This window comes from Pseudomonas sp. R1-15, from assembly GCF_051132085.1.
GTDB lineage: Bacteria > Pseudomonadota > Gammaproteobacteria > Pseudomonadales > Pseudomonadaceae > Aquipseudomonas.
In genome coordinates this window covers 4835371-4857775 of the sequence record NZ_CP071660.1, presented here as the reverse complement: position 1 = coordinate 4857775, position 22405 = coordinate 4835371, and the positions used below count along the sequence as shown (strand labels likewise).

Annotated in this window: 17 protein-coding genes; 8 read left to right on the top strand and 9 right to left on the bottom strand. The window is 60.9% G+C overall.

Features of this window, described 5'->3' with window-relative positions:
- Window positions 1-8: 8 nt before the first annotated feature.
- From J3P97_RS21875 to J3P97_RS21860, 4 genes are all read left to right on the top strand, one after another.
- Window positions 9-557, top strand: a complete 549-nt coding sequence (locus tag J3P97_RS21875) for a sugar ABC transporter ATPase (RefSeq protein ID WP_434572002.1) — start codon at window positions 9-11, stop codon at window positions 555-557.
- A 242-nt stretch (window positions 558-799) separates the two neighbouring features.
- Window positions 800-2269 (top strand): IMP dehydrogenase, encoded by a 1470-nt coding sequence (gene guaB, locus J3P97_RS21870; protein WP_305499015.1) that lies wholly within the window; start codon window positions 800-802, stop codon window positions 2267-2269.
- Between the two features lie 79 nt (window positions 2270-2348).
- Window positions 2349-3926 (top strand): glutamine-hydrolyzing GMP synthase, encoded by a 1578-nt coding sequence (guaA, locus tag J3P97_RS21865; protein ID WP_305499016.1) that lies wholly within the window; start codon window positions 2349-2351, stop codon window positions 3924-3926.
- 252 nt (window positions 3927-4178) lie between these two features.
- Window positions 4179-5792 (top strand): Fic family protein, encoded by a 1614-nt coding sequence (locus J3P97_RS21860; RefSeq protein ID WP_434672751.1) that lies wholly within the window; start codon window positions 4179-4181, stop codon window positions 5790-5792.
- Window positions 5793-5849: 57 nt separating this feature from the next.
- On the opposite strand, the gene J3P97_RS21855 is transcribed toward J3P97_RS21860, so the two are convergent.
- Both J3P97_RS21855 and J3P97_RS21850 read right to left on the bottom strand, forming a co-directional pair.
- The gene (locus J3P97_RS21855) at window positions 5850-7922 is read right to left on the bottom strand and encodes a TerD family protein (RefSeq protein ID WP_434672750.1); all 2073 of its coding nucleotides are present in this window, start codon (window positions 7920-7922) and stop codon (window positions 5850-5852) included.
- Window positions 7923-8501: 579 nt separating this feature from the next.
- Window positions 8502-9236, bottom strand: coding sequence for a hypothetical protein (locus tag J3P97_RS21850; protein WP_434601760.1), 735 nt, complete (start codon window positions 9234-9236; stop codon window positions 8502-8504).
- Between the two features lie 240 nt (window positions 9237-9476).
- On the opposite strand from J3P97_RS21850, the gene J3P97_RS21845 reads away from it, so the two are divergent.
- Both J3P97_RS21845 and tadA read left to right on the top strand, forming a co-directional pair.
- A complete protein-coding gene (locus tag J3P97_RS21845; RefSeq protein ID WP_434672749.1) occupies window positions 9477-10853 on the top strand; it encodes a multicopper oxidase family protein in 1377 nt (458 codons plus the stop codon).
- A complete protein-coding gene (gene tadA, locus J3P97_RS21840) occupies window positions 10853-11350 on the top strand; it encodes a tRNA adenosine(34) deaminase TadA (protein WP_434672748.1) in 498 nt (165 codons plus the stop codon). The genes J3P97_RS21845 and tadA overlap by 1 nt, the downstream gene beginning before the upstream one ends.
- A 205-nt stretch (window positions 11351-11555) precedes the next feature.
- Here the strand turns inward: tadA and cmoB are convergent, their stop codons facing one another.
- The 7 genes from cmoB to J3P97_RS21805 all read right to left on the bottom strand — a co-directional run bounded on the left by cmoB (window position 11556) and on the right by J3P97_RS21805 (window position 20320).
- Window positions 11556-12512: a tRNA 5-methoxyuridine(34)/uridine 5-oxyacetic acid(34) synthase CmoB gene (cmoB, locus tag J3P97_RS21835; RefSeq protein WP_434655944.1), complete on the bottom strand. Its 957-nt coding sequence runs from the start codon at window positions 12510-12512 to the stop codon at window positions 11556-11558.
- Complete coding sequence (gene cmoA, locus J3P97_RS21830) at window positions 12509-13252, bottom strand: carboxy-S-adenosyl-L-methionine synthase CmoA (protein WP_305499021.1); 744 nt, start codon at window positions 13250-13252, stop codon at window positions 12509-12511. The genes cmoB and cmoA overlap by 4 nt, the downstream gene beginning before the upstream one ends.
- Before the next feature lie 220 nt (window positions 13253-13472).
- The gene (locus J3P97_RS21825; RefSeq protein ID WP_434672747.1) at window positions 13473-13865 is read right to left on the bottom strand and encodes a protease inhibitor I42 family protein; all 393 of its coding nucleotides are present in this window, start codon (window positions 13863-13865) and stop codon (window positions 13473-13475) included.
- A gap of 208 nt (window positions 13866-14073) precedes the next feature.
- Window positions 14074-16488 carry an endopeptidase La gene (lon, locus tag J3P97_RS21820; RefSeq protein ID WP_434601755.1) on the bottom strand — a complete coding sequence of 805 codons (2415 nt, stop codon included), beginning with the start codon at window positions 16486-16488 and terminating at the stop codon, window positions 14074-14076.
- 148 nt (window positions 16489-16636) lie between these two features.
- A complete protein-coding gene (locus J3P97_RS21815; protein ID WP_434672746.1) occupies window positions 16637-17950 on the bottom strand; it encodes an MFS transporter in 1314 nt (437 codons plus the stop codon).
- Between the two features lie 306 nt (window positions 17951-18256).
- Window positions 18257-19495: an HlyC/CorC family transporter gene (locus tag J3P97_RS21810; protein ID WP_434672745.1), complete on the bottom strand. Its 1239-nt coding sequence runs from the start codon at window positions 19493-19495 to the stop codon at window positions 18257-18259.
- Between the two features lie 12 nt (window positions 19496-19507).
- On the bottom strand, window positions 19508-20320 hold the full coding sequence (locus J3P97_RS21805; RefSeq protein ID WP_305499026.1) for a cytochrome C assembly family protein: 813 nt from the start codon (window positions 20318-20320) through the stop codon (window positions 19508-19510).
- A 206-nt stretch (window positions 20321-20526) separates the two neighbouring features.
- On the opposite strand from J3P97_RS21805, the gene ffh reads away from it, so the two are divergent.
- Window positions 20527-21903: a signal recognition particle protein gene (gene ffh / locus J3P97_RS21800; RefSeq protein WP_135843856.1), complete on the top strand. Its 1377-nt coding sequence runs from the start codon at window positions 20527-20529 to the stop codon at window positions 21901-21903.
- Between the two features lie 250 nt (window positions 21904-22153).
- The gene (gene rpsP / locus J3P97_RS21795) at window positions 22154-22405 is read left to right on the top strand and encodes a 30S ribosomal protein S16 (protein ID WP_003185073.1); all 252 of its coding nucleotides are present in this window, start codon (window positions 22154-22156) and stop codon (window positions 22403-22405) included.

The following is a 22405-nucleotide window of genomic DNA, read 5'->3' as shown; positions in this document are numbered from 1 at the left end:
GCCTCGCCATGAATTCGCAAAGCATCATCGTCCCGAAAATTTCCACCTTGCCGGTTCACGAGCCCCGGGCTCGGGCGATCGTGCGCTGGCTGGTGCGCAAGAACATCGTCGAAGAGCAATTGACCACTTGCGGTCGCACTGGCAATCGCATGGCTCACGCCATCGCCCCCGGCGCCCGCCAGGTGGTCCTGCATCCCGACGCGTTGCCGTTCGGCGAACCGGTCAACGGCCTGGAGATCATCACCAAGCGCTGCATCTACACGCCGGCCAAGGGCTTTCTCGAAGAGGCCGGCTGCGCCGAGTGCCGCAAGGAAATTGGCGAAGCGCTGTTCGAAAGCCTGGAGGAGTGGATGCCAGGTCGTACCGACAACTTCACCTGTCCTGAATGCGGGCATGAAGATGACATCAACGGGTTCCTGTTCCTGCAACCCTGCGCCTTCTCCAACCTGGGCTTCATCTTCAATAACTGGCTGGAGGCGGGGTTCAAGCAGGAGTTCATCGATGAGTTCGCCGATTGGCTGGACCAGCCGGTGAGTTGGGTGAGGGTGGAGTTGTAAGGGCAAACGCAGTAACCCATGTGGGAGCGAGCCTGCTCGCGAAGGCGGCACATTCAATACTGAGTTGGCTGATCCACCGCTATCGCGAGCAGGCTCGCTCCTACAGGGGAATGTGTTGGTAAATCAGAAGTGTTTCAGCCTCTGAATCACCCCGCCAATAATAGACAGAGTTTTACATTGAGCCAGACGGGGTCCATGAGTATAATGGCGCGCTTCCATTTTCCCGCTCGGGAGCCCCCGCGATGCTGCGTATCAGCCAAGAAGCTCTGACCTTCGACGACATTCTCCTAGTGCCCGGTTATTCCGAGGTACTGCCTAACGAAGTCAGTCTCAAAACCCGTCTCACCCGTGGCATCGAACTGAATATCCCCCTGGTTTCCGCCGCCATGGACACCGTGACCGAAGCCCGTCTGGCCATTGCCATGGCCCAGGAAGGCGGTATCGGTATCATTCACAAGAACATGACCATCGAACAGCAGGCCGCCGAAGTGCGCAAGGTCAAGCGGTTCGAGGCTGGCGTGGTCAAGGATCCGATCACCATCGAGGCTGATGCCACGGTCCGGGATCTGTTCGAACTGACCCGCATGCACAACATCTCCGGCGTCCCGGTGCTGCACGATGGCGACCTGGTCGGCATCGTCACCTCCCGTGACGTGCGTTTCGAGAATCGCCTGGACGCCAGCGTTCGCCAGGTGATGACGCCGAAAGAGCGTCTGGTCACGGTCAAGGAAGGCACCAGCAAGGACGAAGTCCGCGAATTGCTGCACAAGCACCGCATCGAGCGCGTGCTGATCGTCGACGACAAGTTCGCCCTCAAGGGCATGATGACCGTCAACGACATCGAAAAAGCCAAGGCTTATCCGCTGGCAAGCAAGGACGACCAGGGTCGTCTGCGCGTTGGCGCGGCGGTCGGCACCGGCAAGGACACCGGCGATCGCGTCGCCGCCCTGGTCAATGCCGGCGTTGACGTGGTGGTGGTCGACACTGCCCACGGTCATTCCAAAGGCGTGATCGACCGCGTTCGCTGGGTCAAGCAGAACTTCCCTGACGTCCAGGTGATCGGCGGCAACATCGCCACCGGCGAAGCCGCCAAGGCGCTGGCCGAAGCTGGCGCCGACGCGGTCAAGGTCGGTATCGGCCCTGGCTCGATCTGCACCACCCGCATCGTTGCCGGTGTCGGCGTGCCGCAGATCAGCGCCATCGCCAACGTCGCCGCCGCCCTTGAAGGCACTGGCGTGCCGCTGATCGCCGACGGCGGTATCCGCTTCTCCGGTGACCTGTCCAAGGCCATCGTCGCCGGTGCCTACTGCGTGATGATGGGTTCGATGTTCGCCGGTACCGAAGAGGCGCCGGGCGAGATCGAACTGTTCCAGGGCCGTAGCTACAAGGCCTATCGCGGCATGGGTTCGCTGGGCGCCATGTCCCAGGCCCAGGGCTCTTCCGACCGTTACTTCCAGGACTCCTCCGCGGGTGCCGAGAAGCTGGTGCCGGAAGGTATCGAAGGTCGCGTGCCTTACAAGGGCACCCTGAGCGCGATCATCCATCAACTGATGGGCGGCCTGCGTTCTTCCATGGGCTACACCGGCAGCGCGGACATCGAAGAGATGCGCACCAAGCCGGAATTCGTGCGCATCACCGGCGCCGGCATGGCCGAGTCCCATGTCCACGACGTACAGATCACCAAGGAAGCGCCGAACTACCGTGTAGGTTAAGGCTTCCAGCAAAACGTTAATCACCGGGGCTGTTCATTCAGCCCCGAGTTGTTTCTGATTCACTACATGAGAATGAGTCATGGCCCTCGACATTCACGCTCACCGCATCCTGATCCTCGACTTCGGTTCCCAGTACACCCAGCTGATCGCCCGCCGCGTGCGTGAGATCGGCGTGTACTGCGAGCTGCATCCGTTCGACATGGATGAAGAAGCGATTCGCGAGTTCGCTCCCAAAGGCGTCATCCTCGCCGGCGGCCCCGAGTCCGTGCACGAAGCCGACAGCCCGCGCTGCCCGCAAGCGGTGTTCGACCTCGGCGTACCGGTGTTCGGCATCTGCTACGGCATGCAGACCATGGCTGAGCAATTGGGCGGCAAGGTCGAAGGTTCCGACCTGCGTGAGTTCGGTTATGCCCGTGTCGACGTGGTCGGCAAGAGCCGCCTGCTGGACGGCATCGAAGACCACATCGACGCCGACGGCCTGTTCGGCCTCGACGTGTGGATGAGCCACGGTGACAAGGTCACGAAGATGCCGGAAGACTTCCACATCCTCGCGAGCACCCCGAGCTGCCCGATCGCCGGCATGTTCAACGACGATCGCCGCTACTACGGTGTACAGTTCCACCCGGAAGTGACCCACACCAAGCAGGGCGGCCGCATCCTGTCGCGCTTCATCCTCGACATCTGCGAATGCGAAGCCCTGTGGACGCCTTCCAAGATTGCTGAAGATGCCATCGCCCAGGTTCGCGCCCAGGTCGGCACCGACAACGTATTGCTCGGCCTGTCCGGCGGTGTCGATTCCTCGGTGGTTGCCGCGCTGCTGCACAAGGCCATCGGCGACCAGCTGACCTGCGTCTTTGTCGACAACGGCCTGCTGCGCCTGCACGAAGGCGAGCAAGTGATGGCCATGTTCGCCGAGAACATGGGCGTCAAGGTGATCCGCGCCAACGCTGAAGAGCAGTTCCTGAACAACCTGGCCGGCGAGTCCGACCCGGAGAAGAAGCGCAAGATCATCGGTCGCACCTTCATCGACGTGTTCGATGCCGAATCCTGCAAGCTGGACAACATCAAGTACCTGGCCCAGGGCACCATCTACCCCGACGTGATCGAGTCGGCCGGCGCCAAGAGCGGCAAGGCCCACGTGATCAAGTCCCACCACAACGTCGGTGGCCTGCCGGAAGAGATGAACCTGAAACTGGTCGAGCCGCTGCGCGAACTGTTCAAGGACGAAGTACGTCGCCTCGGCCTGGAGTTGGGCCTGCCCTACGACATGGTCTACCGCCACCCATTCCCCGGCCCGGGACTGGGCGTGCGGATCCTCGGTGAAGTGAAGAAGGAATACGCCGACCTGCTGCGTCGCGCCGACCACATCTTCATCGAAGAACTGCGCAAGGCCGACTGGTACCACAAGGTCAGCCAGGCATTCGTGGTATTCCAGCCGGTGAAATCGGTCGGCGTGGTCGGCGATGGCCGTCGCTACGCCTGGGTCGTGGCCCTGCGCGCCGTGGAAACCATCGACTTCATGACCGCTCGCTGGGCACACCTGCCGTACGAGCTGCTGGAAACCGTGTCCGGGCGGATCATCAACGAAATCGAAGGCATCTCCCGCGTGACTTATGACGTGTCGAGCAAGCCGCCGGCGACGATTGAGTGGGAATAACGGAACCTCAACAGGGGTAACCCCCCTGTTGTCCTGAAATCGATGCAACGTCGATTTTGCGATCGGAGGGAGAAAGGGGCGGGTTCAGCCTCTTTCTCAGCTCGACGAGCCGGTTGTTGGAAATAATCGTTTTTGCGCACAGATCTTGTTATCTAATCGTTTTTATCCCATCTTAATCGTTAACTGACCAGATCAGGCGGCACGACATCATTTTTTAGCCCCTAAAACTCAACTTGTCCGCGGAGGCCCTATATGACCGATTTCCCCGCAGACGCGATAGGCGCCGCCTGGCTGGCCCAAATCTATGATGTGCAGCCTTTGGGGCGATTGCCGGTGATGAGTCAAGTAGGCGGGCGACGCGCAACTCAAGTCACCGATGGCTTTCGTCTGGAGACCTACACCGAGGCGATGCGCCCGGATGCGAAGATTGCTGCACATCTGCAGTTCCATCTGCGCCATGAAGTCCCGCATCTGGAGTTCCTTGCCCGTCTGTTCGAGAAGACCGGGCCTGTTTTCGTCCAGGACTGGGTTACGGTCGAGCCTACTGGGCAGTACGCGCGTCGTGCTGCGTTTCTATATGAATGGCTGACCGGAGACGCTCTGGTCGTGCCCGAGCGCTTAGGCGGCAATTATGTCGATGCCATTGACGAGGCCAAGCTGGTGTCGGCATCCCGAGACCGAGTGGTCAAGGTGCAGCGCTGGCGGGTAAATGACAACCTGCCCGGCACGCGCAAATTCTGTCCTTGCGTGGTCAAGACCGAGGCGGTAATGCGTGCGGTCGAACTGGACGTTCCACGCCTGTTCGGTGAATTGACAGATGAGTTCGGCGAGGATCTGTTGATGCGGTCGGCGGTCTGGATGACGCTACGCGAGAGCAAGGCCAGCTTCGCCATCGAAGGCGAGGCCGACCGGGTAGGGCGGGTGCAACGCTTTGCCGACGTAATAGCGCGTCGTACAGGGCAAGGTGCGGTCCCATTGAGCAATGCCGCGCTGGCAGAGTTGCAGCAGGAAATTCTCGGTGATCGGACGACGATCACTCACTTCGGCGTGCGTCAGTCTCCGGTTTTCGTCGGCGAAACGGTGCGCTACGAGCAGGTCGTTCATTACGTCGCCCCGGCGGCCGATGAAATCGACGCGATGCTTGAAGGGCTGGGAGTGTTCCTCGAAAGGACGCAGGGCCAGTCGCCGGTAATGCGCAGCGCAGTCGCAGCCTTTGGTTTCGTCTATATACACCCGCTCGCTGACGGCAACGGTCGTGTGCACCGGTTTTTGGTCAACGACGTACTGCGACGCGACGGCGCGATTCCGGATCCGGTAATTCTGCCGATCTCAGCGGTCATTACAGATGACGTGGGCGAGCGCCGCAGCTACGACCGGGTGCTGGACCAGGTGTCCAAGCCGCTCATGCAGGCTGTACGCGAGCGAGTAGTCTTCGAGCCCACACAGACGACCTATCCAGATGGTGTGGTGTCGAACTTCTCTTTTCAGGGCGCTGACCAGGCCCGACCGCTGTGGCGTTATCCGGATCTCGGACCTCATACCGTGTTTCTGGCCAATATCATTGGCCGGACGTTGACTGAGCAGATGCGCGAAGAGTCTCGTTATCTGCGCAGCCACGCGCGGGCGCGGGCGGTGCTGAAGGAGGTAGTCGAGATGCCCGACCACCAAGCGGATCGAGTGCTGCGCTCAATCGAGCAGAATCGCGGCGAGTTGAGCAATGTGCTTGCCAAGGAAATGCCTGTCCTGCAACAGGTCGGGGTGTGGGCTGAAATCGTTGACGCCGTCTCGCGGGCGTTTGCGGAGGACGGCGGAGCGGGGGTTGCTGTGATTGATCGATATCGTCCGGGGAAGCCCGTCGACCGCTGAGGCCCTTCATGCGAAGTTCGTTACGCCCGGATTGGATGGCAACGGCTGGCTTAGCTATTAGAGAAATTGTGATCGAATCAAGTCCGTATCGAACGGAGTTACCCCTTGATGAGGCGCAAATACCGCCTGTGCCTGTTGTGGCGAAGCCACCCGTTCTCCTCGGGCTCGTGCATGTAAATCGAACAGCGTCTCCAAATCCGGACGTGGTGTATGCACCAAAGCCCGCAGCATCAACGATATCCCACTCAGGTTGTTCTGAACGTTGTTCCACCGCGGCGATGACGTGAGCCCCAGATCGGCCCAAATCACGCGCCTCTCCTGTATGTCCATCACGAATGGCAGACATATCCCGGTGTCGGATGCGATATCGAGACGGTCGATCACGGATCGCGGTTCGAATACTTCACCCGATGCCACGTCGGCACGGGCCATCCAGCCAGTGAAGCACTCGGGGAGATCGCAGTACGGCTGCTCGGTGAATGAGTTGATGGACGTGACCACGTAGCGGATACCCTTCTCGACGAGGGCATCAAGGTCGAGATCGATGAACTCCGAAGCCCCGTGGGGTGCATCGACGATATCGCCGCTGTGATAGCCGCCGAACCCCTTCAGGTTGTAGTACGCGACAGTTTGCGTGAACACGAAGTCGGCGTCGAAAAATGCGGCGGACAAGTCGATGTCCGTGCGTTCACGGCCGTTCTTCCACCACAGGAACAGGCGAATGAAACGCGTGTCAGGCATAGGCAACCGGCTGCCTCGCACCAGTGTACGCAGCGACTTCGATGCGGCACGTTGTGCCAGCGGCACCCTGTATTCGCGCAGTGCGGGATCGATGAAACAGCGGCCTAGCGGCAGCAGCGATGCAAAACGCTTTATGAGTGCGTCCTGGCAAATTTGGGCTGCACGCGCCAACACTTCTGGTGTGAGAGGTTCGCGCCGATCCTCGATGCCGTAGATCTTGGCCAATGCCCCTTTCGGCGTGAAAGCCCGCAAGGGCAGGGGGCGCGGGGCTCGTACTTGGGCCAGCAGCTGCAACAGGATAGGTGTGGACACTTGTACCGCGACGGTCTCGAACGCGTCGAGTACAGCGTCTGCTTCGGTCGCGCGGCGCAAGGTCACATCCAGTCGTCGTGCGAACTCACCGGGACGCTCCTGCAATAAGGGCGTAAGCGCGGCGATCTGACGCTGGGCAAGCATTGTTTCGACACGTGATCCAAACGAGGCCGGCGGGTCGTTGCGGCGCGCTGCCGTGATGGCGGCGAGTGCTCGTGGATACTTATCGGCGTACTCCCCCGGATGCAGTATTTCGGCCAAGCGTTTCCAGCGTTCGGCATGACGCATCACATCCTCCCCGGCGTTGGGTGCGCGATCGAGTAGGCGCAACAGCAGACGGCGCGTCGCGCGCTTCATCGCTGTGAAACGTGTCGAAGCTGTCGTCAGTGACACGTCGCCTCCACTCAGCGCGACCGCCAGTCGTAGCACATCTGTCGCCGTTTCGACGTTTTGTTCCAGGAATACGTCCACCCGTGCATCGCCGGCTACATGCAGGAGCAATGCGCCGCCAACCAGTGCGCGAATCTCCCGGAACGGGACGGCCTCAGGCAGCAGACGGAACACATCGCTTCTGTACGCTCGGATAAACCAGACGACATCGGCTGTTTCCACTTCGGAGAGCGAGGTGCGCGATGAAACCAGCGGCTCGAGCAATGATTCGAACTCGGAGACGCTGCCCAGTTCGAGAACTCGGGATATGGAGTTTCCTTCAAGCATCACAGGTCGAGAGTGTTCGCTCGGAGGCAAACGCCAAAGCGTGAGGTAGTGAATGACGGCGTTAAGGTACAACTCCGCCGCTGAGGCTGACAGAACCTGCTCTGGAAAGTCAGGATAAAATGGCTGGTGGTGCACATGAGCGCCGGTCTGTCGCCGAAGCACTCCGATAACGTCGCGCAGCCAGTTCGTGAGTTCTGCCGCCGAGAGCATGCCGATTTGCTCGATCAGTGGCTCCGATAGCACGCATCGGAACGCTGCTATTTCCTGGACAGCCGACGCGACCTGAGCGCGCGTTGCACCGCCGGTGCCCTCAGGAACGTGAACCTTTGTACGACGACGCAAAAACAGCTCCTGATCCATGCTTGATGTCTTTCCTTGGCCGTCGTAGTGAGTGAGTTGCAGCGTCACGTCGCGTCGATGTAAAAACGCCTGCAAGAAGCAGGCGCGGTGTGGAGAGCAGAACCCCTAGATCATAGGAGGTTAGAAGGAAGGTGTTCCATAGCCACGGAGGCATTCTAGGGGAGGTTGTTCCTGTTTGTCAGGCTGCTCACATATCTTGAACCATTACCGGCACAAGAGCGGAGAAAGGAGCCCGCCATTTTTTGACATTCAAGGAGTCGCCCTCTGCGCATCGTGTTGATCGGCTGCAGGCCAGAGGCAACTGTCCGCCTACCGGGAACGTATTGGATGTGGCCTAGGTGGCATTGCAGGTCAGCGTGGCGAAAGAAGGCCGGTGAATGCCTGGCATGGCTTTCAAAGAGCTGGAGGCTTTGATTGGGAGGCAGTCCTGAACTCGTCAACGAATCGAAGGCTTGTCTCGCGTGAGATACGACGTGTCGAGCAAGCCGCCGACGACGATTGACTGGGAATGTTTTGAGCGGTAGTCGCTAGCAAAAAAGCAAAGGCCCGGATGATGCGGGCCTTTTGCGTCCCGGGGGGTCAGATGTTCGGTTTGGCCGCCTTGGATTTTTCTTCCTCCAGTTTCCTGGCCTGTTCCGCCTTTGCTTGCGTCTCTTTGGCATTCAACTGGTCATACATGCTCTTGACATCGGTTACGCTCAGAGAAAACTCACGCACCATCTTGTCCTGATCAGGTTGTGAATAAGCCATGATCAGAAGGCTGCACTCGGATGGGAAGTTTTGTGGTGCAGGGAAGGAAACGCCAGGAATATGCATATTGCTAAAGTGCACCTGCGCGCAAGGACCAATGCCACGGTCGTTAAAGACTTGGTCTACACCCTTATACAGCTTGCCGTTTCGGTCAAACTCCCAGTACATGACTTCTCCCATCTGGGAATTGCGGAACGAGGTCGGGCCGAATTTTTCGGTCAGCGATGCCACCAGATTGTCGAGTGGGATACGCGACCCTTCTTCGTAGTGCTTCATATGCCCGACAAACCATACCTTGCCAGCATCGTCTTGAAGCGCGGCAAACTGGTCGGCTTGGGCAAGAGTCTTGTTGGTCACGGCTGTCACGCCGGCCTCGGTGCCATCGACAGTTTTCAGCGGGCTGATCGTATAGGCCTGGTTGGCTTTCATGATCGCATCTTTGGCTTCTTCCAGAGTCGAGCCAAGGGCGACACCCGAAATATCGGTGGGAACCGCCGCGAAAGCTGTGGATACGGCAAATGCCAGGGTTGCAGACAGAGTGATGCAAGCGCCAATTTTGCTCATGAATAAATCCCTTTGTATGAAAGATACCGTGCGGTCCCGCTTAGACCGGTATCCGAACATTTTCCGGTGGGACGAAGCAACACAAATCCATTGCCTGGACATCAAGTTTGAAAAAGGGGTTCATCGCCCGAGCGCGCCCCGCGACAATCCTTCACTTAATATTTCTCAATTGCAGGTGTATCGTATTCGCCTTTTCCGGGCCCCACCGGCCCGCCGCAGATTCAAGAGGTAGTCGCGTTCATGTCCTTTACCCGTCGCCAAATACTCGGTGGCCTGGCCGGTCTTGTTGTCGTTGGCGTAGGTGCGGGAGGCGCGTCGCGGTACTGGTTGGGCAAGATGGCCGATGCCGAGGCCGGTCACGACTATGAACTGATCGCGGCGCCGCTGGATGTGGAACTGGTGGCCGGGCACAAGACCCAGGCCTGGGCCTTTGGTCCGTCAGCGCCGGGCACCGAATTGCGGGTGCGCCAGGGCGAGTGGCTGCGGGTGCGATTCATCAACCATTTGCCGGTCGCGACGACCATTCACTGGCACGGCATCCGCTTGCCACTGGAGATGGACGGCGTACCGTATGTCTCGCAACTGCCGGTGTTGCCAGGCGAGTACTTCGATTACAAATTCCGCGTGCCGGACGCCGGCAGTTATTGGTATCACCCGCACGTCAACAGCAGCGAGGAGCTCGGACGCGGGCTGGTGGGGCCGCTGATCATCGAAGAGCGCGAGCCTACCGGCTTCAAATACGAGCAGACGTTGAGCCTCAAGAGTTGGCATGTGGACGAGCAGGGCGAGTTCGTCGCGTTCAGTATCCCTCGCGAGGCGGCGCGTGGCGGCACCGCCGGGTGGCTGTCGACGATCAACGGCGTGCCCCGGGCGGTGATTGATTTGCCGGCCGGGCAGATTACCCGGGTGCGGTTGCTCAACCTCGACAACACGCTGACTTACCGCATCAATATCCCCGGCGTCGAGGCGCAGATCTATGCGCTCGACGGCAACCCCGTCGCGCCGCGCCCGTTGGGCAAGGAGTACTGGCTGGGCCCGGGTATGCGCATCTGCCTGGCGATCAAGGCGCCGCCGGCCGGTGAAGAGTTGTCGTTGCGCAATGGCCCGGTGCGCCTGGGGACGCTGCGTTCGGTGCCCAACAACGACGCACCGAGCCAGTGGCCGCCGGCACTGCCGGCTAACCCGGTGGCCGAGCCGGACCTGGCCAATGCGGAGAAACTCAACTTCAATTTCGAATGGGTCGGTTCGGTCTCGGTCAATGTCGACAACGGCAAGCCGCCGAGCCTGTGGCAGATCAACGGCAAGGCCTGGGACATCACCGACAAGACCTGCGCCGATCGGCCGATTGCCACGCTGAAGAAAGGCCAGAGCTACATATTCGAATTGAAGAACATGACCCAGTACCAGCATCCAATCCATCTGCACGGCATGAGCTTCAAGGTGATTGCGTCGAACCGGCACAAGGTCATTCCGTATTTCACCGACACCTACCTGCTGGGCAAGAACGAGCGGGCACAGGTGGCGCTGGTGGCGGATAACCCGGGGGTGTGGATGTTCCACTGCCATGTGATCGATCACATGGAAACCGGCCTGATGGCCGCCATCGAGGTGGCGTGATGCGCCAGATTCGTCCCGCGCGGATCATCGACCGCAGCCGTGACCAGGATTTCATGCGTGAAGCCCTGGCCCTCGCCGCCCAAGGCGCCGCGCTGGGCGAAGTGCCGGTGGGCGCAGTGCTGGTGCAGGATGGTGAGGTCATCGGGCGTGGCTTCAACTGCCCGATCAGTGGCCACGACCCCAGCGCCCACGCGGAGATGGTCGCCATCCGCGCCGCTGCCCAGGCGGTGAGCAACTATCGCCTGCCTGGCAGCACGCTGTATGTGACGCTGGAACCGTGCAGCATGTGCGCCGGCCTCATCGTCCACTCACGCATCGCCCGGGTCGTCTACGGTGCGCTGGAACCCAAGGCTGGGATCGTGCAGAGCCAGGGGCAGTTTTTCAGCCAGGGATTCTTGAATCATCGAGTAATGTTCGAGGGCGGGGTGTTGGCGGAGGAGTGCAGCGCGGTGTTGAGTGAGTTTTTCAAGGCCAGGCGAGCCAGATCCCAAAATTGAATACACAACCCTGTGGCGAGGGAGCTTGCTCCCGCTCGGCTGCGCAGCAGTCGTAAAACCTGCTGACCGGTTATTCCAGGTGCATCGTGTTGGCGGGTTTGGGGCTGCTGCGCAGCCCAGCGGGAGCAAGCTCCCTCGCCACAATGATGGGCAATCCTTTAGAGTCCCATTGCTCCCTACCAGGGTGTCGTGTTGCTTGGGCTGTTTACTTACGCGCCACAATCACCGCCCGCATCGGCGCCGGCAGTCCCTCGATGGTTTTACTGTGGTCCGCAGGATCGAGGAAATCACTCAGTGACTGGTACTTCATCCACTCGGTGCTGCGCTGTTCCTCCACGGTCGTCAGGCTGACGTCCACGCAGCGCACATCGCTGAACCCGGCGCGGCGCAGCCAGCGTTCCAGGGCCGGGACCGACGGCAGGAACCAGACGTTGCGCATCTGCGCGTAGCGGTCCTCGGGCACCAGCACCTGGTGTTCGTCGCCTTCGATCACCAGGGTTTCGAGCACCAGCTCACCGCCTTTTACCAGGCAGTCCTTCAAGGCCAACAAATGCTCGATCGGCGAGCGGCGGTGGTAAAAGACGCCCATGGAGAAGACCGTGTCAAAACCTTCCAGCTCCGGCGGCAGGGCTTCGAATGGGAACGGCAGGTGCCAGGCGTTGGGCTGTGACAGGTAGCGCTGCACCGCCTGGAACTGGCAGAAGAACAGCCAGTTCGGGTCGACGCCAATCACCGTGTCCGCGCCGGCACCGAGCATCCGCCACATGTAGTAGCCGTTGCCGCAGCCGACATCGAGGATGCGCTTGCCCTTGAGGTCCAGATGCGGGGCGACGCGTGACCATTTCCAGTCCGAGCGCCATTCGGTGTCGACGTGGACGCCAAACAGATCGAACGGGCCCTTGCGCCACGGAGAAAGACCCATCAGCGCGGTACGCATTTGGGCGCGGGTTTCGTCAGAGCAATCTGCGTCCAACGTCAGCCCGTTCAGCAGATCCACGGTGGTGGGCTGCAAGGCCGGCAGCGCATCGAGGGCGCTTTGCCAACGCTCCAGGTCGCCGTGGCCCTTTTCCATCTTGATATCGAGCTGCGTTTGCAGCGTCGCGGCCCAGTCGGCCAGGGGCGTGCCGGCCAGATGGCGGGCGAGGGGGGACAGGTCAATCATGGCAAGGCAATCAACGAGGCGAAGTTAAGACACTGGAACCACGGCACGACTTTCGAGAAGCCGGCCGCCAGCAGGCGCTCGCGGTGTTCTTCGAGGCTGTCGGGCTTCATGACGTTTTCGATGGCGCTGCGTTTCTGGGCAATTTCCAGTTCGCTGTAGCCGTTGGCGCGCTTGAACGCCACGTGCAGGTCGGTCAGCAGGGCATGTTCCTCGGCATCGTTGAAGCGCAGTTTTTCCGAGAGGATCAAGGCGCCGCCGGGCAGCAAGGACTGACGGATGCGGGTCAGCAACGCGGTGCGTTGTTCTGGTGCGATGAATTGCAGGGTGAAGTTCAACGCCACCACCGAGGCCGGCTGGAACGCCAGCGCAAGGATGTCACCTTCGATCACCTCCACCGGCAACAGCTCCTGGAACATCGAGTCCTGGCCGTTGAGGTATTCGCGGCAGCGCTCGACCATCGCCGCCGAGTTATCCACCGCGATCACCCGGCAACCGTCGGTGCGCACATGACGGCGCAGCGCCTGGGTCACCGCGCCCAGGGACGAACCGAGGTCATACAGCACGCTATTGGGCTGGGCGAACTGCGCGGCGAGCACGCCGAGGTTCTCGACGATGGTCGGGTAGCCTGGCACCGAGCGCTTGATCATGTCCGGGAACACTCGAACCACGTCTTCATTGAAGGCGAAGTCGGGCACCTGGGCCAGCGGCTGGGCGAATAGGCGATCGGGTTCTTTGCTCACGACGGTTCCGGCGGCAGGGATAGTGAAAAGGCCGGCATTTTAACCAAAAAACCTGTGGGAGCGAGCTTGCTCGCGATTGCGATGGTTCAGCCAGTCGTTCGGTTGGCTGACAGATTGCTATCGCGAGCAGGCTCGCTCGCACATTTGATCTCTGTTTAGTGATGTTTTTGGTGGAGAAAGGTGGCCACACCCATCAGCACGAGTATCAGCCAACCCACGTTCAATTCACCGAAATGGCGCAGTCGAAGGTTTCCACGGGCGGTACTTCAGGCGCCCAGGGTTGTTGATACGTCAGGCGCAAGCGCCCGGTGCCGGCGTTGAATGCTTGGAAGCGCCAGGTTGACACCCCGGCGGCGCCGACGATGCCGGCGTCTTCCGGGTTGCGATAGACCTCCGGGCCCAACGCCTTCAACACGCCGCCGGCTGAATCCTGAACCGTCCATCGGTAGCCGGTGCTGGGGTTGGTCGGCAGGCTCAGGATCAGGTTCTGGCCGTTATTGAGCTGCACCGGGCATTGGCTAAGCTTCTCGACCGTCACGTTGTGTTTCGGTTGCATGGCACAGGCGCTCAACAAGGCGAGGCTGACGGGTACGAGCAGGCGGGTGAGAGGCATAAGGGCTCCGGCGTTCACGACGAACGGCGAGCATAACCGAAGATGCTACCGGGTGTGTCAGATGAGGTGTGTTGGTTGTGAGGGGCCCCATCGCGAGCAAGCTCGCTCCCACAGGGTTCGGTGTGGAACACAAACGCTGTGAACGACACTTATCCAATGTGGGAGCGAGCCTGCTCGCGAAGGCGTCAGCACAGGCGCTACAGGACCGTCAGAACAACACCTTCGCCACATCCGCAAACCGCTTGGCAAAGTGCACCGTGACACCTTCCTTGAGGTAGTCCGGCAGTTCCTCGAAATTGCCCCGGTTGGCGTCCGGCAGGATCAATTCATTGATCTTCTGCCGACGCGCCGCGATGACTTTTTCGCGCACGCCGCCAATCGGCAGGACATGCCCGGTAAGGGTCAGTTCACCGGTCATGGCCACGCCTTTTTTCGGCGGCTGGTTACGCGCCAGGGACAGCAGGGCGCTGGCCATGGTCACGCCGGCACTCGGGCCGTCCTTGGGCGTGGCGCCTTCCGGTACGTGCAGGTGAACAAAAGCCTCATCGAAAAACTTCGGATCACCGCCGAATTGCTTCAGGTGCGAACTGACGTAGCTGTGGGCAATTTCAGCCGATTCCTTCATGACTTCGCCCAGTTGCCCGGTGAGCTTGAAGCCGCGATTGAGCGTGTGGATACGCGTTGCCTCGATCGGCAGGGTCGCGCCGCCCATGCTGGTCCAGGCCAGCCCGGTGATCACACCCACGCCGGACAGCACCTGCTCATTGCGAAATACCGGTTTGCCCAGGGACGCCTCGAGATCTTTCGGCCCGAGTTTGATCACGGCTTTCGGCTCGTCGATCAGCTTCATCACCGCCTTGCGCACCAGTTTGCCCAGCTGTTTTTCCAACTGACGGACGCCGGCCTCCCGGGCATAACCGTCGATCAGTGCCTTGAGGGCGCTGTCGTTGATGCTCAGGCTGCCCTTGGAAACGCCGGCCTTGGCGAGTTGCTTGGGCCATAAGTGGCGCTTGGCGATGGCGACCTTTTCTTCGGTGATATAGCCCGACAGGCGAATCACTTCCATCCGATCCAGCAGCGGGCCGGGAATCGAGTCCAAGGTGTTCGCTGTGCACACAAAGAGCACTTTCGACAGGTCCAGGCGCATGTCCAGGTAGTGGTCGAGGAATTCGACGTTCTGTTCCGGGTCGAGGGTTTCGAGCAGCGCGGAAGCCGGGTCGCCTTGGTAGCTCTGGCCCATCTTGTCGATTTCGTCGAGCATGATCACCGGGTTCATCACTTCGACGTCCTTGAGCGCCTGCACCAGCTTGCCCGGCTGGGCGCCGATGTAGGTGCGTCGGTGGCCCTTGATTTCGGCCTCGTCGCGCATGCCGCCGACACTGAAACGATAGAACGGCCGCCCGAGGGATTCGGCAATGGACTTGCCGACGCTGGTCTTGCCTACGCCCGGAGGTCCAACCAGCAAGACGATCGAACCGCTGATCTCGCCTTTGTAGGCGCCCACCGCGAGGAATTCCAGGATGCGGTCCTTGATGTCGTCCAGGCCGGCGTGGTGCTGGTCGAGAATCTTGCGGGCGTGCTTGAGGTCAAGTTTGTCCTGGCCATACACGCCCCACGGCACCGATGTTGCCCAATCGAGGTAGTTACGTGTGACAGCGTATTCCGGCGAGCCGGTTTCCAGGATCGAGAGCTTGTTCATTTCCTCTTCGATGCGTTTCTGTGCCTGGGCCGGCAGCACCTTGCCCTCCAGGCGCTGCTCGAATTGTTCGAGGTCGGCGCTGCGATCGTCCTTGGTCAAGCCCAGCTCCTGCTGGATGACCTTGAGTTGCTCCTTTAGAAAGAACTGGCGCTGATGTTCGCCGATCTTGCTGTTGACCTCGGCGGAAATCTCTTTCTGCAGCCGCGCCACTTCGACTTCCTTGCGCAGCATCGGCAGGACCTTTTCCATGCGCTTGAGCATCGGCACGCAATCGAGCACTTCCTGCAACTCACTGCCGGTGGCGGAGGTGAGCGCGGCGGCAAAGTCGGTCAACGGCGAAGGGTCGTTGGGGCTGAAGCGGTTGAGGTAGTTCTTCAGCTCTTCGCTGTACAGCGGGTTGAGCGGCAGCAGTTCCTTGATCGCATTGATCAGCGCCATGCCGTAGGCCTTGACCTCGTCGGTCGGCTCGCTTGGCTGATGCGGGTATTCGACTTCCACCAGGTACGGCGGGCGATGGTGCTTGAGCCAGGTGCGAATGCGCACGCGGGTCAGGCCCTGGGCAACGAACTGCAATTTGCCGGCCTCACGGCTGGCGTGGTGGACCTTCACCAGCGTGCCGTACAGCGGCAGTTTCGAGGTGTCGAAGTGGCGCGGGTCTTCCTGGGGCGTGTCCATGAAGAACAACGCCAGGGAATGGTGATCGGACTTGGCCACCAGCTCCAGGGTCTCGGCCCACGGTTCTTCGTTGACGATGACCGGCAGTACCTGGGCCGGGAAGAACGGACGATTGTGGATCGGGATGATGTAGACCTTGTCCGGCAGGCTCTGGCCGGGCAGGGCCAGGCCCGTACCGGAAACGGTGTGTTCGATCTGTTCGGCGTCTGCGTATTCGTCGTTTGCTTCAGTCGAGTGCTGGTCGCTCATGGGGCACCTGCGCAATGGAGTATGGGTCTTAGATGGGGCAGGTGAGGGGTTGTTTCAATGCTGGATAATTGTCAGGGGTTATTTCAATGGTCTGCGTTCAGGCTGGCGACAGGTTGATGTGGCGAGGGAATGATCCCTCGCCACCGCTTCAACCGATGCGATTCAAGTCGTTATGACGCGTTTCCTTAAGGCACAGTACCGCGATAACGCTGAGCATCGCCGCTGCGGAAACGTATCCGCCGACGTAGCTCAGGCCGCCCATCGCCACCAGTTTCTGGGCGAAGAACGGTGCCGCCGACGCACCGACGATGCCGCCCAGGTTGTAGGCCGCCGACGCGCCGGTGTAGCGCACGTGTGTGGGAAACAGCTCCGGCAGCAACGCGCCCATGGGAGCGAAAGTCACGCCCATCAGGAACAGTTCGATGCACAGGAACAATGCCACGCCAGCGGTAGAACCGTGGGTCAGCAACGGTTCCATGAGGAAACCCGAGGCAATCGCCAGGACGCCGCCGATAACCAGTACCGGCTTGCGCCCGTAGCGATCGCTGGCCCAGGCCGATAGCGGCGTGGCGGCGGCCATGAACAGCACGGCAAAGCACAGCAGGCCGAGGAAGGTCTCGCGGCTGTAACCGAGGGTGGACACGCCATAGCTCAGGGAAAATACCGTCGAGATGTAGAACAAGGCGTAACACACCACCATCGCGGCCGCGCCGAGCAATGTTGGCGCCCAATACTGGCTGAACAGCTCGACCAAGGGGATTTTCACCCGTTCCTGACGGGCCACCGCGTTGGCGAAGACCGGCGTTTCATGGAGCTTGAGACGCACATAAAGGCCAACGATGACCAGGGCGGCGCTCAGCAGGAACGGAATTCGCCAGCCCCAGGAGCGGAACTGCTCGTCGTCGAGGGTCATGGCCAGGGTCAGGAACAATCCGTTGGCCGCCAGGAAGCCGATGGACGGGCCCAGTTGGGGGAACATGCCAAACCAGGCGCGCTTGCCTTTCGGGGCGTTCTCGGTGGCGAGCAACGCCGCGCCGCCCCATTCACCGCCCAGTCCCAGGCCCTGGCCGAAACGCAGCAGGCACAGGAGAATCGGCGCCCACGCGCCAATGCTGGCGTAGCCGGGCAGCACGCCGATGAGGGTGGTGCACACGCCCATCAGCAGCAGCGACGCCACCAGGGTGGACTTGCGCCCGATCCGGTCGCCGAAATGGCCGAACAGCGCCGAGCCCAGCGGCCGGGCGAGGAAGGCGATGCCGAACGTCAGGAAGGACGACAGCATCTGTGCCGTGCCCGAGGTTTGCGGAAAGAATACCGGCCCGATCACCAGGGCGGCAGCGGTCGCGTAGACGTAGAAATCGTAGAACTCGATGGCGGTGCCGATGAAACTCGCGGTTGCCACGCGGGTGGCCGAGTTGGTCGGTTGGTTCGCCACAGCGTCATTGCAAGTGGTGGTGGTCATGCGGTTATCCCTGACAGTCATGTGCTCCGTTGGAGCGAATTATTATGGTCGAACACCCAGGGATGTGGGTTGGGGCGCTGTCGCTGTTTCGGGTAGGAACAGTCGCAGGGTTACAGCGGATATTGCCGGTGGGCTGCCCGGAACGGTCTGAGTGCCGGGTAAGCACTGGGTTCGGGCGGGGCTGGGTAAGCGGGTTGAGTATAGGAAGGGGGCTAACGAATCGACAAGAGAGCCTGCGCACAATATTGAAGCGTGTGCTGAGCTTTTGTGGCGAGGGAGCAAGCTCCCTCGCCACGGGTACGGCGGTTAGATAACCACCGGCACCGAGCTGTTATGCCACACCAGCACCTGGCTGACGCGGTTGTCGACGGTCTCGATGATTTCCAGCCGGTAGCGGCCGATCTTCAGGCAGACCGGGCTTTCGGGGATGGTTTCCAGGGCCTCGGTGACCAGGCCGTTGAGCGTCTTGGGGCCATCGCAAGGCAGGTGCCAGCCGAGGGTCTTGTTCAACTCGCGGATTGACGCCGCGCCTTCGATCATCAGGCGGCCATCGGGCTGGGGATGGACATGGGGATTGTCGAGGCTGTGCTCGCTTTCGAACTCGCCGACGATTTCCTCGAGGATGTCTTCCAGGGTCACGATGCCCAGCACTTCACCATATTCATCCACCACCATGCCCAGGCGTCGCTGCTGCTTGTGGAAGTTGAGCAACTGCAGTTGCAGCGGCGTGCTCTCGGGGACGAAGTAAGGCTCGTGGCAAGCGCTCAGCAGCGCTTCCTTGGTCAGGCTCGCGTCCGCCAGCAGGTGGCGGATCTGGCGGGTGTTGAGCACCGCTTCGACCTGGTTGATATCGCTGTGGAACACCGGCAGGCGGGTCCGACGGTTCAGGCGCAGCTGTTCGATGATTTCGCCGATAGGGTCGTCGAGGTTGATCCCGTCCACCTCGCTGCGGGGCACGAGGATGTCGTTGACGGTGATGTTGTCCAGCGCATGGATGCCGGATACCGGATGGACCCGGCCGCTGTGTTCCTGTTCATGCTCAGCGCGTGGCGGTGCGGGCATTTCATCGTCGCTGTGCTGGACAGCACCGGTCTTGCGGGCAAACGGGCGCAGCAGCAACTGACTGAAACCGTTGAGCAGCCAGGCGGCCGGATAGACAATTTTCAGCGGCAGGGCAAGCAAGCTGTTGCCCAGGCCCAGCACCGCGTCGGGGTAGCGGGTCGCCAGGGTGCGAGGCAGGTAATCGGCAAAAACCAGCAAGGCCGCGCTGGTGCCGAGCCAGGCCAGCCACGGGCCGTTTTCCAGCCAGGCAAAAATCGCCAGCCAGGTGCCGATTACCACCGCCAGCGCACGACAGAGGGTGTTGCCCAGGATCAGGCTGGCGATAGGGAAGTTCAGCTTCGCCAGTGGTTTGTCGCCAGAGCGCGACGCTCTGCGTTGCGCGAGCAGATATTGTTGGGCCGCTTCGATGGCCGTGAACAGCGCCGACCAGAGGATCAGTACGACCATTACCGCAAACAATGGCCCCAAGGGCAGCCTATCCATCAGTGTCGTCCGTCAGACATGCAGGATGTATTCGCGGACCAGCTTGCTGCCGAAGTAGGCGAGCATCAGCAGGCAGAATCCGGCCAGGGTCCAGCGAATTGCCTTGTGGCCCCGCCAGCCGAGACGATTACGCCCCCACAACAGCACGCTGAACACGATCCACGCCAGGCACGCCAACAATGTCTTGTGCACCAGGTGTTGGGCGAACAGGTTTTCGACGAACAGCCAGCCGGAAATCAGCGACAGCGACAGCAGCGTCCAGCCGGCCCAGAGGAAACCGAACAGCAGGCTTTCCATGGTTTGCAGTGGCGGAAAGTTGCGGATCAGCCCGGACGGGTGCTTATGCTTGAGCTGATGGTCCTGCACCAGCAGCAGCAATGCCTGGAATACCGCGATAGTGAACAGGCCGTAGGCGAGGATCGACAACAGGATATGGGCGAGGATGCCTGGCTCTTCGTCGATGATCTGCACGGTGCCCGACGGCGCGAACTGCGCCAGCAGCACCGTGGCCAGTCCCAGCGGGAACAGCAGCACCAGCAGGTTTTCCACGGGGATGCGCGAGCAGGCCAGCAGCGTCAGGGCAATCACGGCCACGGCAATCAGGCTGGCGGCATTGAAGAAGTCCAGGCCCAGGCCGATCGGCGTCATCAGGTGGGTGACAAGACTGGCCGCGTGGACAAGCACCGCCAGCACGCCGAGCGTGACCAGCAGGCGCTTGTTCGCCTTGGCGCCGGAGGCCAGGCGGGTGCCCTGATAGAAGGTCGCAGCGGCATAAAGACAAGCGGCGGCGAGGGAAGCAAGCAAGCTGGGTGACAAGGGGAGCATAAATCCTGTTAGGCAAGCCCGAAAGGCGCTGAGTTTGGCATAGAATCCCCACCGCACGAAAGACCACCGCAACCGACGGCGAGGTGTACGTCGCACGCTTCTTCGCTATAATCCGCGACCTGCCCACGCCGCAGGCTCGCCGAGCACATATTTCACGGTCTGGGCCGCCATTATCCCGGTCTTATCTGGGCCTGAAAGGATCGCGCATGTTTGAAAACCTAACCGACCGTCTCTCGCAGACGCTGCGCCATGTCACCGGCAAGGCGAAACTGACCGAAGACAACATCAAAGACACCCTGCGCGAAGTGCGCATGGCGTTGCTCGAAGCCGACGTCGCTCTGCCGGTGGTCAAGGACTTCGTCAATTCGGTGAAGGAACGCGCCGTCGGCACCGAAGTGTCGCGCAGCCTGACGCCGGGCCAGGCCTTCGTGAAGATTGTCCAGGCCGAACTCGAAAGCCTGATGGGCGCCGCCAACGAAGACCTGAACCTGAGCGCCGTGCCTCCGGCGGTCGTGCTGATGGCCGGCCTGCAGGGCGCGGGCAAGACCACCACTGCCGGCAAGCTGGCGCGCTTCCTTAAAGAGCGCAAGAAGAAGTCGGTGATGGTGGTGTCCGCGGACATCTATCGCCCGGCGGCGATCAAGCAGCTGGAAACCCTGGCCAACGACATCGGCGTGACGTTCTTTCCGTCCGACCTGAGCCAGAAGCCGGTGGATATCGCCCAGGCTGCTATAAAGGAAGCGAAGCTCAAGTTCATCGACGTGGTTATCGTCGACACCGCCGGTCGCCTGCACATCGATGAAGAGATGATGGGCGAGATCAAGGCACTGCACGCCGCGATCAACCCGGTGGAAACCCTGTTCGTGGTCGACGCCATGACCGGCCAGGACGCGGCCAACACGGCCAAGGCCTTCGGCGACGCACTGCCGCTGACCGGCGTGATCCTGACCAAGGTCGACGGCGACGCCCGTGGCGGTGCCGCGCTGTCGGTCCGCGCGATTACCGGCAAGCCGATCAAGTTCATCGGTATGGGCGAGAAGAGCGAGGCGCTCGAGCCGTTTCACCCCGAGCGTATCGCCTCTCGTATCCTCGGCATGGGCGACGTGCTCAGCCTGATCGAGCAGGCCGAACAGACCCTCGACAAGGACAAGGCCGACAAACTGGCCAAGAAGCTGAAGAAGGGCAAGGGCTTCGACCTCGAAGACTTCCGCGACCAGTTGCAACAGATGAAGAACATGGGCGGCCTCGGCGGCCTCATGGACAAACTGCCGAACATTGGTGGCGTGAACCTGGCGCAAATGGGCAATGCGCAGGGCGCGGCCGAGAAGCAGTTCAAGCAGATGGAAGCCATCATCAACTCCATGACCCCGGCCGAGCGCCGCGACCCTGACCTGATCAGCGGTTCGCGCAAACGCCGTATCGCCATGGGTTCCGGCACGCAGGTGCAGGACATCGGTCGCTTGATCAAGCAACACAAGCAGATGCAGAAGATGATGAAGAAGTTCTCCGCCAAGGGCGGGATGGCCAAGATGATGCGCGGCATGGGCGGTATGTTGCCCGGCGGCGGTATGCCGAAAATGTAAAGAATCTGCGCCGGCTGTCATGTCGGCGTTGCCCCGCACGGATGCGGGGATCTCCAGCAAACCCGTGCTATGCGGGAGCTACCTGCCGTTTTTCATGACGGCTCTACGGCAAATCTTGATCGCACGGCGCCATGCGCCGGAAAAAGTCATTTGCAAAAGTCCGGATATTCCTTAGAATATGCGGCCTTTCGGGCACCTATGCCCGCTGTGCATTTAGATTTGCAGCACCGACTACAGGAACGATGTTCACATGCTAACAATCCGTCTTGCCCTTGGCGGCTCCAAAAAGCGCCCGTTTTACCACCTGACCGTAACCGACAGCCGCAATCCGCGTGACGGTTCCCACAAGGAACAGGTTGGTTTCTTCAACCCTGTTGCCCGTGGTCAGGAAATCCGTCTGTCCGTGAACCAAGAGCGCGTAGCCTACTGGCTGAGCGTTGGTGCACAGCCTTCTGAGCGTGTTGCTCAGTTGTTGAAGGAATCGGCTAAGGCTGCGGCCTGA